At 57.5% G+C, this 12,377-nt stretch carries 10 protein-coding genes; 9 read left to right on the top strand and 1 reads right to left on the bottom strand.

From position 1 onward, the window contains the following. The first annotated feature begins 134 nt into the window (after positions 1-134). From BM323_RS05485 to BM323_RS05455, 7 genes are all read left to right on the top strand, one after another. The gene (locus tag BM323_RS05485) at positions 135-1,745 is read left to right on the top strand and encodes an ABC transporter substrate-binding protein (protein ID WP_008107543.1); all 1,611 of its coding nucleotides are present in this window, start codon (positions 135-137) and stop codon (positions 1,743-1,745) included. Continuing rightward, positions 1,742-2,764: an ABC transporter permease gene (locus tag BM323_RS05480; protein ID WP_008107544.1), complete on the top strand. Its 1,023-nt coding sequence runs from the start codon at positions 1,742-1,744 to the stop codon at positions 2,762-2,764. Before BM323_RS05485 ends, BM323_RS05480 begins: the two co-directional genes overlap by 4 nt. Then, entirely contained in the window at positions 2,761-3,621 is an 861-nt protein-coding gene (locus BM323_RS05475) for an ABC transporter permease (RefSeq protein WP_008107547.1), read from the top strand. The genes BM323_RS05480 and BM323_RS05475 overlap by 4 nt, the downstream gene beginning before the upstream one ends. Further along, a complete protein-coding gene (locus BM323_RS05470; protein ID WP_008107548.1) occupies positions 3,618-5,240 on the top strand; it encodes a dipeptide ABC transporter ATP-binding protein in 1,623 nt (540 codons plus the stop codon). Before BM323_RS05475 ends, BM323_RS05470 begins: the two co-directional genes overlap by 4 nt. A gap of 19 nt (positions 5,241-5,259) precedes the next feature. After that, entirely contained in the window at positions 5,260-6,642 is a 1,383-nt protein-coding gene (locus BM323_RS05465) for an NtaA/DmoA family FMN-dependent monooxygenase (protein WP_008107550.1), read from the top strand. Between the two features lie 157 nt (positions 6,643-6,799). Continuing rightward, on the top strand, positions 6,800-7,639 hold the full coding sequence (locus BM323_RS05460; protein ID WP_008107553.1) for a DUF817 domain-containing protein: 840 nt from the start codon (positions 6,800-6,802) through the stop codon (positions 7,637-7,639). 121 nt (positions 7,640-7,760) lie between these two features. Beyond that, positions 7,761-8,972, top strand: coding sequence for a multidrug effflux MFS transporter (locus BM323_RS05455; protein ID WP_008107555.1), 1,212 nt, complete (start codon positions 7,761-7,763; stop codon positions 8,970-8,972). On the opposite strand, the gene BM323_RS05450 is transcribed toward BM323_RS05455, so the two are convergent. After that, positions 8,969-10,012 carry an alpha/beta hydrolase gene (locus tag BM323_RS05450; protein ID WP_008107557.1) on the bottom strand — a complete coding sequence of 348 codons (1,044 nt, stop codon included), beginning with the start codon at positions 10,010-10,012 and terminating at the stop codon, positions 8,969-8,971. The genes BM323_RS05455 and BM323_RS05450 overlap by 4 nt on opposite strands. A gap of 208 nt (positions 10,013-10,220) precedes the next feature. On the opposite strand from BM323_RS05450, the gene BM323_RS05445 reads away from it, so the two are divergent. Together BM323_RS05445 and BM323_RS05440 are read left to right on the top strand one after the other, a co-directional pair. After that, positions 10,221-10,910: a heavy metal response regulator transcription factor gene (locus tag BM323_RS05445; RefSeq protein WP_008107558.1), complete on the top strand. Its 690-nt coding sequence runs from the start codon at positions 10,221-10,223 to the stop codon at positions 10,908-10,910. After that, entirely contained in the window at positions 10,903-12,351 is a 1,449-nt protein-coding gene (locus tag BM323_RS05440) for a heavy metal sensor histidine kinase (RefSeq protein WP_008107560.1), read from the top strand. Before BM323_RS05445 ends, BM323_RS05440 begins: the two co-directional genes overlap by 8 nt. The last annotated feature ends 26 nt before the right edge of the window (positions 12,352-12,377 follow it).

Raw genomic sequence — 12,377 nt, 5'->3', positions numbered from 1 at the left:
TGCCGCGTTTTATATCTGTGCTCTATTCAAACGCTACTCCGTGAGTTACCCATTAATTTCCAAAAAATATAATTTCAAGCGGAATAGATCCATGCGAAATCTGTTATTTGTCTTTAACCGGGAAATGTAGCGAAATGAAATATCTGTCTCTTCAGCGGTTATTCATGCCGATATTGGCGACAATAAGTGGTGCGTTGCCCTTAAGCGTCAGCGCGCAGAGCGATTCGCCCCGTTATAGCAACGGCACGCTGGTTTATCTGCATGAGCAGGAGCCACCTTGCTTGTGGGGCGGCTGGGTGCAGCAAGCTTATTTATCGCGTCAGGTTTTTGATTATCTGGTGAGTTATGACAACGGACAAATTCGTCCGTGGCTGGCTGCCAGCTGGAGTGAATCCGCCGATCGTAAAACCATTACGTTTCATTTACGCCACGACGTTAAATTTACCGATGGCGATGTATTTAATGCCGATGCGGTTATTGCGAATTATCCAGCGTGGCAAAAAGGAATAGGCTGGCACGGTTTTACCTATATGACCGGATTTACCAAGGTCGATGATTATACCGTGGCGCTGCATTTATCTGAGCCGAATCCCGAAATCTATAATGTACTGGCAAACGGTCATTACGGATTTCAATCGCCCGATTCGCTGGCGCATAACAGCAGCGAGCAGAAGTGCTTACGACCGGTCGGCACCGGACCGTGGAAAGTGGCGCGCTGGGTGCGCGGCGATGGCATCAGCTTTGTGCGCAATGACGACTATCGCTGGGCACCGCCAAACGCGTACCACAACGGCCCGGCGTATATCAAGCATCTGGAGTGGAAGTTTGTACCGGATGCCACCACGCGCTGGGGCGCACTGGTGAGCGGCGGCGCGGAGGTGATTTATCAGCCGCCATCCGCGCAGTGGCAGGCGCTGCAACGTCACTATCAAACGCTCTCTTACGTCGCCACGGGACGGCCGCAGGCGTTCTCCTTTAATGTGCAGCGCGGTCCGTTTACCGATCAGCGGGTGCGCCAGGCATTTGCTTACGCGCTGGACCGCAAGCAGATTGTCAAAACCGTGTTTAAAGGCGCAGTGCCGTATGAGGGCAACGGCTCGCTGAGTAAAAGCACACCGCTCTATCTGAATGTCGACGATCGCTATTCGCTCAATATCGCCAAAGCCAATCAGCTGCTGGATGACGCGGGCTGGACCGGACGCGATGCCGCCGGCTATCGCACCAAAGACGGTAAAACGCTGGATGCACGCTTACCGTTTATTCAGGCGATTATCGACCAGGAAGGCGCGTTGATGCTGCAGGCAGTGCAGGACCAGGTCAAACGCGTCGGCATTAAGCTGGATCTGATCCCGCTGACGCAAACCGAAGGCTTTGCCGGTGCACGTTCGCGTCCGGGAGATAAGGAAATCAGCTTTGGTTACTGGGTTTGGCCGTCACCCAACATCCTCGACATCGTCTACAACCATGCGCTCAACGGCGCGTTCAACGGCAACAACACCAGCTTTTTCAATAATCCTGAAGTTGAAGCGCAAATCCTTGATGCGCAGCGCGATCCCGATGCGCAACGCCGTCGGCAAAAGTTTGACCTGTTACAAAAGTGGTTTGACGATCAGGCGATTGCCATCGGTGGCTACAACTTCACCTACAACGTTGCCATCGCCAACAACCTACGCGGGCTTTGGCAGGATCAGGGCAACGGATTGCTGAACTTTAACGATGCTTACTTCGTGCAGGAGCAGCCATGAGTGAACTAACGTCATCGCCGCCGCAAAACAGCGCCGCCCATCTGGCAAACGTGGCCATGCCACGCAGCCGCACGGCGTTGTTGCTGCGGCGGATTTCACTGCGTATCGCCTCCGCGCTGTTCGTGCTGTGGGGCACCATCACCGTGACATTTTTGGTGCTGTCGGTGCTGCCAGGCGATCGCGCCACTATCCTGCTGAATATTACTTCCGGGCAGGTGATTGAACGCACGCCGGCTGAGCTGGCACCGATCAACGCGCAATACGGTTTTGATAAGCCGATTGTCGAGCAGTATCTGCACTATTTCTGGCGGCTGCTACACGCCGATTTTGGTTTCTCATTTGAGCTGCAGCGGCCGGTGGTGCACATCATCGCCGAGCAATTGCTGCCGACCTTTACGCTGGCGATTGCCGCGCTGCTGCTGGCGTGGATTATCGCCATTCCGTGGACGCTGCTCACCGCCGGTCGCAACCGTCGGCTGGCGGCGTTTGGTTCGGCGGTGGAAACCATCATGGCCGGATTGCCACAGTACTGGATTGGTATTCTGCTGCTGATCGTTTTCGCCATCGGCCTGCGCTGGTTCCCGGTGGTCGGCGGCACCAGCCTGCTCGGCACCGTGCTGCCCGCCATCACGCTGGCGATTCCGCTGGCGGGCTTTATTGGTCACGCCATTCGCGGCGAATTTGAACGCAGTATGCAGCAGCCGTTTGTGCTGTCGGCGCGGGCGCGCGGCATGAGTCTGGCAGGCGTGCGGCTGCGCCATGTGTTACGTCACGCGCTGATTCCGGCCATCACGCTGAGCGGCTGGGCGATTGGCAATTTGCTCTCTGGCGCGGTGCTAGTGGAAGCGGTATTTGCCCGGCCGGGACTCGGCAACGTGCTGGTCAATGCGGTGAGCAACAAGGATTTTGCGCTGGTCTCCGGCATCGTGATTCTTATCAGTTTCCTCTACATCGTCATTAACCTGGCGGTTGACCTGATTTACCTGATCGTCGATCCCCGTCTGCGAGGTCGCGCATGAAAGCTCATCTCACGGATTACGCCGCACAGCGCACCACGCGCATCAGCTGGCAGTTGCCGCTTTCGGTGCTGCTCTCCGCCCTCGTGGCGCTGTTCTTTATTGTCGCGGCCATCGCGCCTGGCGTGCTGGCGACGCACGATCCCTTCAGCACCGATCTCTATCGCGCGCTGCAAGCACCTTCGTGGAACAACTGGCTTGGCACCGATGACATTGGGCGCGATCTCTACAGCCGCATTATCTGGGGCACGCGTCAGTCGCTGCTGATTGGCATCGGCGCGATGGTGATCGCGCTGTTGGGTGCGGTGGTGCTTGGTTTTAGCGCCGCGCTCGGGCCGCGCTGGCTAGCGGAGCCGGTTAACCGTCTGCTGGAAATCCTGCTGGCGTTTCCCACCTTGCTGCTGGCGCTGCTGTTTGTTGCGCTGCTGGGTCCATCCGCCAGCAGTTTACTGATCTCGGTCGGCATTGGCACCGCGCCGGGCTATGCGCGACTGGTGCGTGCGCAGGCATTGCAGGTCAAACAATCCGGTTATGTCGAAGCGGCGCGTGCGCTCGGTCATCCCTGGCCGCGGCTGTTTATCCAGCACATCGCGCCCAACGTGTTCCGGCCGTTGTTCTCGCTGGTGGCGTTAGGCATCGGGCAATCGGTGGTGTGGGCATCTGGATTGTCGTTTCTTGGATTAGGCGTAGTGCCACCGTCGCCGGAGTGGGGCGCGCTGCTCGAAGCCGGAAAAATTAACGTCACCGTCGCCTGGTGGCTGGAAGTGTTGCCGGGCATTGCCATTGTGCTGGTGGCGCTGTCGTTCACGCAGATTGGCCGCTACATCCAGCAGCGAGCGGAAGGAGAGAAGCGCAAATGAGCAGCAATGTGATTGATGTGCGCGGCCTGAATATCTGGGCCAGCAGCGAAAGCGGACCACCGCGCCATATTGTGAAGAACGTCAGCTTCGCACTGCAACGTGGGCAATGTCTGGCACTGGTGGGTGAATCTGGATCGGGAAAAAGCGTCACTGCTCGTTCGCTGGTGGGATTAGCTGGTGAAGGATTGCAGGTGCAGGCTGCAACGCTGAGCCTGCACGGCGAGACGCTGCAGCAGCGTAGCGACAGTTGGTGGCGGCAGGTGCGCGGCAGCAAAGTGGGTTTCATTTTGCAGGACGCGCTGGTGTCGCTGGATCCGCTGCGTCCGGTGGGCAAAGAGATCGCCGAAGCGCTGGCGCTGCATGGCTGGGGCAACGCCGCCAGCCGTCAGCAGAAAGTGCAGACCTTGCTGGAAGAAGTCGGCGTGCCGCAGGCGGCTTATCGCGCCAGCCAGCGGCCGGGAGAGTTATCGGGAGGCTTGCGCCAGCGCGCGTTGATCGCTTCGGCGATTGCGCTGCATCCGGATGTGCTGATCGCCGATGAGCCCACCACCGCGCTGGATGTCACGGTGCAGGCGCAGGTGCTGGAGGTCTTACGGCAGATGCTGGATCGCGGCACCAGCGTAATTCTGATTAGCCACGATCTGGCGGTGGTGGCAAAAATCGCCGATCAGATTCTGGTGATGCAGGGCGGATCAATTGTTGAGGCGGGTACGGCGCAGCAAGTCCTGCAACAGCCGCAGCATGCGTATACCCAAGGTTTGATTAACGCGATTCCCAGCGAACACACCAAAGGGCAACGCCTTTCGGGCAGCGCGTCCAGCGTGCCAATCCGATCCGTGACGCCATCAGCGGAAGTGCTGCTGGAAGCGCGACATATCGTGAAGCGTTTTCGCGGGCACAGCGCCGTCGATGACGTCTCCTTTAGCTTAAAACGCGGCGAGACATTGGGGGTTGTCGGCGAGTCGGGTTCAGGCAAAACCACCTTGTCACGCATTGCGCTGGCGCTGGAAACACCGGACAGCGGCGAGGTGCTGTTTGCCGGTCAGCCGTGGAGCCACGCGTCCGCCGCCGATCAACGTGCCATTCGCCGCCAGATCGCCGTGGTGTATCAGGATCCGCTCTCCTCGTTCGATCCGCGCTGGCGCGTGGCCGACATCCTGCTGGATGCGATTGCGCTCGATCGGCATGCGCCAACGCAAACACCGCGCGAGCGGGCGATTAGCCTGCTGCAATCGGTTGGGCTCGGCGCAGAGCATCTCACGCAGTGGCCAGCGCGCATGTCGGGCGGCCAGCGCCAGCGTGTGGCGATTGCCCGCGCGATCGCGACCCATCCAAAAGTGATTGTGCTCGACGAAGCGGTGTCGGCGCTGGATGTCACCATTCAGGCGCAGATCCTCGATCTGCTCAGCGATCTACAGGCGCAGCTCGGCGTCAGCTATCTGTTTATCTCGCACGATCTTGGCGTGATCCATCACATGAGCGATCGCGTGCTGGTGATGCAAAACGGCCAGGCGGTCGAGCAGGGCGCCGCCGATGAGGTGTTCTACCGCCCGCGCCATCCTTACACCCAGACGTTACTTGCCTCGCTGCCACGTCTGGCCGCGCCGGAAACTGCCTAACTTTGCTACAGGAGCGAACATGTCACGTGAACTGATTTATAACGGATTTTTGCATCTCACGCCGAACCACCATAGCCACGGTTACTGGCGCACGCCGGAAGGTCAGGTGCAGTACAACTACAACCAGCTTGATGCCTATGTAAAGACGGTGAAAACCCTGGAGAACGGGCTGTTTGATACCTTGTTCATCGCCGATGTGGTGGGCGTGTATGACATCGACTATGGCGACGGCAAAACCACGATTAGTGCCGGTACTCAGTTCCCCGAGCCCGATCCGATCACCATTCTTTCGGCACTGGGTTTAGCCACCGAAAATCTTGGTTTAGTGGTGACCAGCAACGTGATTCAGACCCATCCGTTCTCATTTGCGCGCCAGATCTCCTCACTGGATGAATTTACCCGCGGTCGCATCGGCTGGAATATCGTCACTTCGTATCTCTCCAACGGCTTCCGCAACTACGGCTATCAGGACATTGTGCCGCACGACGAACGCTACGCATGGGCGCAGGAGTATCTCGATGTGGCGTATAAGCTGTGGGAGCTGTCGTGGGAAGAGGGCGCGGTGCTGCACGATCCCGCCACCAACCGCTTTTTCGATGCCGACAAGATCCACAAAATTAACCACGTTGGTAAGCGCTATCGGGTGGAAGGGCCGCACATTGTTGAGCCTTCACCGCAGCGCAGCCCGGTGTTCTTCCAAGCCGGCAACTCGGATGCCGGACGCCGCTTTGCCGCGCGCAACGCCGAAGTGACGTTCCTGCCATCGCAAACGCCAGACACCGCGCGCAAAGATATCGCCATCCTCAATCAGGATGTGGTGGATTTCGGTCGCCAGCCGGAGGATTTGAAGAAGCTGGTGATGCTGTCCACCGTGATTGGATCGACTGAGGAAGAGGCGAAGCGCAAGCAGCAATATCTGTTCGACAACATTGATATCAATGCATTGCAGGGCTTCTATAGCGGAGGTTCGGGCATCGATCTGGCGAATATCGATCCCGATACGCCGCTGACCGAACTCAGTCGCCGCGAGGAGTTCAGCCAGCATATGCGCTCGAAATTCCGTATCGCGGTTGATGCTGATTATGGGCAAGGCCGTGTGCTGACGTGGCGCGAATACCTGATCCAGCATGCGTTGCTGCCGGGCCGCTTCGCCGGTACGCCAGAGCAGATCGCCGACCGGGTGCAGCAGTTTGCTGATGCCGGCGTTGATGGTTTTAACGTGGTGCCGATCACCACGCTCGGCTGGTGGGATGAGTGGGTCGAACACGTGGTGCCGGTGCTGCAAAAACGTGGTCTGGCGCAAACGGCGTACAAACCAGGCACGCTGCGCGAGAAGATTTTTGGCAAGGAGAGCAAGCTGCCGGCGTCGCATCCGCAACGGACGTTGAGGTTGGGTGAGTAACACGCTTTAACCAGGTGCGCATAAATGCGCACCCTACAAAACCGTAGGGTCGCCATTTATGGCGACCACGCTTTCCAACGGATAAGCATTACGCGACGCTGCCTGACTTTTTGATTATGCTGATAAAAAGGACGTTTCACTGCGCAGGGAATCCGTTATGCATAATCGCCTCGATCAGTTTCTCATTCATCCTCCTGCAATGCGCTTAACCGGTATTAGGCGGTTTGGCATCGAGTTTATCTGGTTTGGCATTAAAGAGGCGCGAGCGTGCTTATTTGCTGGCCTGTTTTTCCTCGCGATATTTTGTGTGCCGCGTGGCGGCATGTTCGGCATTGCGCGTTACGACCTGCTGCTGATGATCGCCGTGTCTATCCAGCTAGTAATGGTTGCCACCAAACTGGAAAGCTGGGATGAACTGAAATCCATCACTCTGTTTCATCTGCTCGGTTTTGGCTTAGAGCTATTCAAAACCTCGTCAGCCATTGGTTCATGGCATTACCCCGAAGCGGGCTGGAGTAAAATCGGCGGTGTACCGCTCTTTAGCGGCTTTATGTATGCGGCGGTTGGAAGCTACATAATTCAGTGCTGGCGTCTGATGGATCTTAAAATCCGCCATCATCCGCCGATTCTTCATGCGGTGCTGCTCTCGCTGGCGCTCTATGCAAATTTCTTTACCCATCACTATATCGGTGATTACCGCTGGTATATCGCAGCGGTGGCGTTGGGCTTATATGCACGCTCGGAAGTGATATTTACCCCCTACGATCGTCCATTTCGCATGCCGCTGCTGGTAGCGTTTATCCTGATCGGTTTCTTTATTTGGCTGGCAGAGAATCTGGGCACCTTTTTTGGCGTCTGGCAATATCCCAATCAGCTTGGCGCGTGGGCGACGGTGCATGTCGGCAAGTGGGGCGCATGGTCAATGCTGGTGATGATGACATTTACTATCACGCTGTTCCTTAAGGATATAAAAAAACGCGTGCATATTGCGCAGTAAGTCATGTCAATTCATTGCGCCTATTAATGAATTTTCCTCATAGGCGCAATGTCATTTCAGGCCATTATCTTCACAATCCCTTCCGTTAACATGGACGAATTCGATCTCTCTGGAATTCAACATGGATCACGCCTCAACGCGTACGCAATCCTTCACCGTCAAATCGAGCGGTTTGCCGTTTATCCTCATTCTGAGTGCGTTGATGGCGATCACCTCGCTATCCACGGACATCTATCTGCCCGCCATGCCGATCATGGCGCGCGAGCTGCACGGCGATGCGGAACTCACCATCACCGGCTTTCTTATCGGCTTCTGTATTGCCCAGCTGATTTGGGGGCCGTTGAGCGATCACTTCGGCCGTAAAGCGCCGCTGTTTATTGGGTTGACGCTGTTTGTCATCGGCTCTGCGGGTTGTGCGCTCTCCACTGACATTACCCACATCGTGTTCTGGCGCGTGTTCCAGGCGCTGGGTGCTTGTACCGGACCGATGCTGGCGCGCGCCATGATTCGCGATCTGTTTGCTCGCTCGCGTGCCGCGCAGATGCTCTCGACGCTGATGGTGATTATGGCGATTGCGCCAATTGCCGGGCCGCTGCTGGGCGGGCAGATGATCCGCGTGACATCCTGGCATGCCATCTTCTGGCTTTTAGCGGCTATCGGCGGCGTGATGCTGATGTTGATCTGCTGGTTGCCGGAAACCTTGCCGCCGGAGAAAAGGGTGAAAGCCTCGCTACCGGGCGCGTTTCGCAACTATTTCGAACTGCTGAAAAATCGCCATTTCATGCGGTTTACCCTCTGCGTGGCGTTCTATTACGTCGCGGCCTACGCCTTTATTACCGGCTCGCCTTTTGTCTACATCTCTTATTTCGGCATTGATGCGCAGCACTATGGCTGGCTGTTTGCGGTCAACGTGGTGGGTTTGATGGCGGTGAGCATGGTGAACCGACGTTTAGTGCATCGCTATCCGCTTGAGTCGCTGCTGAAATTTGCGGTGTTAACCGCCACCGTGGCAGCGCTGATCCTCGCGTTCTGCACCAAACTGCAGCTCGGCGGCATCGTGATGATCATTCTCTCGGTGTTCGTGTTCTTCTCGATGAACGGCATTATCGCGGCCGCCTCAACGGCGGCGGCGATGGATGCGGTGCCGAATATGGCGGGTTCCGCCTCGGCGCTGATTGGCTCGCTGCAATACGGCAGCGGCATCATCTCGTCGTTGCTGCTGGCGCTGTTAAGCGACGGCACACCGTGGACCATGGGCTGGATTATCGCGCTGTTTACCGTGGCGAGTGCGGTCATGGCGATCAGCGCCGCCACGGCAAAGTCGCAAGGTTAAATGTTCTGGTCGAAGAACGGATCGAGTTGGCTCATCGCTTCATCGACATAACGTGGCACCCAATACGTCTCTATGTGGGTTGCGCCTTCGATGAGATAGAGCCTTTTGTTAGTGGTTCCGCTGGCTTTGCTAAAGGCGCTTTGCGTCATGTAGAGCGAGTCAGCTTTGCTGCCCGCCATCATCAGCAGCGGCTGATTAATCAGCTCCATGTTGCTTTGTGCATCAAAACGCATCAACTCCAGCAGGCTGCTGGTGGTGTAGCGGAAGGTTGAGTTGGGATGGGCGTGAGTTTTCCAGTAATAGGCGTAGCCCTGGCGATAGAGGTCGAACGGCAATTTGGCGATCTGCTCATCAGTCAGATTGGCGTCGCCGGAATAGGTGACTTCGCCGCTGGACGCTTCTTTGCTGCGCGCCTCGGTGGCGGCCCGCAGGCGATCCTGAACAGTGGCGAGTTGTGAATCCTGATAGCCGTTGCGGCGCACGCGCCCGGAATCGAACATGCTCAGGGTTGCCAGCGCTTTGAACCGTTTATCAGTCTGGGCCGCTTTCAGCGAGTAACCGCCGCCGCCGCAGATGCCGAGCAGGCCAATGCGCTCAGCATCAACGCCGGGATAGCGGCTGAGGTAATCGGCCATGCCGTGAATATCTTCAATGCGGTTAGCCGGAATATCCACGCTGCGTGGCATGCCACCGCTGGCACCCTGATAGGCAGCATCGGCGGTGATGGTGATGTAACCGTGTTCGGCCAGTCGCTGTGCGTACAAACCAGCCACTTGCTCTTTCACGCCGCCGTTAGGATGCGCGATCACAATCGCGGGATATTTCTTTGCCGGGTCGTAATGGGCGGGCGTGTAGACATTGGCGGCGATTTGCAGGCCGTGCAGATCATACTTCACGGGATGGATGTTGACCTTGCCCGCCACGTTTTGGGTTATTGCGCCGTCATAAACCAGCGTGAACGGGTTTTGTTTGTAATCAGCGGCCTGTGCGCTGACGGAGATTGCTGTGATCAGCAGGGCATGTATAGCAGTGAGTTTCATCTTCGCTCCCGGAGAAAAGTCGTGGCCTGAAAAGTGGCCGTGCAAGGAAGCTTAAGGCGCGCGGGCTGACAGCATCATGACCAGAACATAACAACCTTGTCAGTTTCATCCGGGCTGGCTGACAGCGCTGTCAGCAACTTGTCAGCTTGCTGTTGGTGAGCGGCGCGCAACATAACGTTCAACAATGTAAACAAAGGAAGCATCCGCTATGCGCTTATTGTTGGTTGAAGACGAAGAGAAAACCTCCACTTACCTGAGCCGCGCGCTGGGTGAATCGGGGTTTACCGTGGATGTCTCAGCCGACGGCGCGGAAGGGCTGCACTTTGCGCTCGAGTTTGATTACGACGCGGTGATCCTCGACGTGATGCTGCCGGGCATCGACGGTTATCGCGTGCTGGAAGGCATTCGCAGCAGCAAACAAACGCCGGTGTTGATGCTGTCGGCGCGCGGTTCGGTGGATGAGCGGGTAAAAGGATTGCGGCTCGGTGCGGATGATTATCTGCCCAAGCCTTTTTCGCTGATTGAACTGGTGGCGCGCATCCAGGCGCTGGTGCGGCGTCGCGCCACCGATGGTGCCGACATCACCCAGTTGCAAATCCACGATCTGCATCTCGATCTGCTGGCGCGCCGCGTATTCCGTCACGGCAATCGGCTGGAGCTGACCGCCAAAGAGTTCGCGCTGCTCAGTTTGCTGGCGCGGCATCAGGGCGAAATTTTGTCGAAGATGATGATCGCTGAACAGGTTTGGGACATGAATTTCGATAGCGACGCCAACGTGGTGGAAGTGGCGATTAAACGGCTACGCGGCAAAATCGACGCACCTTTTGCGGTCAAACTGCTGCATACCGTGCGCGGCATGGGCTACGTGTTGGAAGTGCGGGAGGATCAGCATGTTTAAAGGTTCGATCTCCGCGCGGCTGGCGCTGATGTTTGTTGTCAGCATGGTGCTGATCGTCTCGACGATTGGCCTGCTGATGCGCAGTTCGCTGCATGATTCGCTGCAAAAGCAAATGCACAACGAACTGCAGTTTCGTGAATCGCTGATGAGCCCGTGGATTAGCGCGCGCAGCTCGCCTGAAGGCTGGTCGGCGCTGGCCAGTAAGTTCACCGATTTAACCAGCGCGGAAGGTGAGCGCGTGCGTTACTGGATTTTGAGTGACGATGCACGTTTCAGCGTGGGCGGTTCGCCGCCAGTTGGCGTGCGCTGGGACGCATTGCAGGAAGGTTTTAATAAAGTGCCGGGCGCGACCGATGAGGCCTGCTCGCTATTTCTGCTGGTGAAAACCATTGCCGCGCACGGCGAGCGGCCAGCGCTGCGCTATGTGGTGGCCATCGACTCCACGCCTTACATGGGCACGCTGGATGCCTTCACGCGCACGCTGCTGATTATCGCGTTGGTTGGCGTGTTTATTGTGGCGCTGCTCGGTTATGCGATTTCACGCATTGGCCTGCGTCCGGTGGGCGCGCTGAGCCAGCAGGCGCAGCAGCTGGTGCCCGGCGATCACGCTCAGCGCCTCAATACCGACAGCTTGCCGGACGAGCTGCAGCCGCTGGCTTCCTCATTTAACGGCGTACTGGAGAGACAGGCGGTCGCGTGGCGGCAGCTGGAGAGTTTCAATGCTGATGTCGCGCACGAGTTGCGCACGCCGCTGACCAATTTGATCGGTCAGACACAGCTAGGCTTAGCGCGCCGCCGATCGCTGGTGGAGCTGGAGGATTTACTCGGCTCCAATCTGGAAGAGCTGGAACGCATGACCTCCATCGTCAATGACATGCTGTTTCTTTCTCACGCACATGCTGGGGAACACGCTTCACAGCTGACGTGCGTGTCGCTGCGCGCCGAGACCGCTAAAACCGCTGAATACATAGAGCCCAGTTTCGCCGAAAAGCAGCTGCGATTGCAGATTGACGGCGATGCGCAGGTGCATATCGATCGGCGCTTATTCCATCGCTCGCTGGCGAATCTGTTGGAAAACAGTGCGCGCCATGCCGCGCCGCACAGCACCATTACCGTCACGCTGAGTGAATCCCCCACGCAGGCGAGGGTGGCGGTTTCGAACCACGGCGACGCCATCGCGCCGGAGCATCTGCATCGCCTGTTTGAGCGCTTTTACCGCGTGGACGCGTCGCGTGCCAAAAGCGACACCCACCATGGGCTGGGATTATCGATTGTGCGTGCGGTGGCCATCATGCATCGCGGTGACGTGTTCGCGCGCAGTGAAGGGGGAATCAACACTTTTGGGCTGACCTTTGCCTTAATGCCGGAACCTAAAGCGTTGTCTGCCGCGCCCGTCGCCTCACTGCAAACTGACAATATTGTCAGTAATGCGTCAGCCTGACGACATCTGCGCCTCGTTAGAATCGA

Source organism: Pantoea sp. YR525, assembly GCF_900116775.1.
Taxonomy (GTDB): domain Bacteria; phylum Pseudomonadota; class Gammaproteobacteria; order Enterobacterales; family Enterobacteriaceae; genus Pantoea; species Pantoea symbiotica.
The sequence above is the reverse complement of the archived record's forward strand: the minus strand, read 5'-3'. Positions and strand labels throughout refer to the sequence as shown.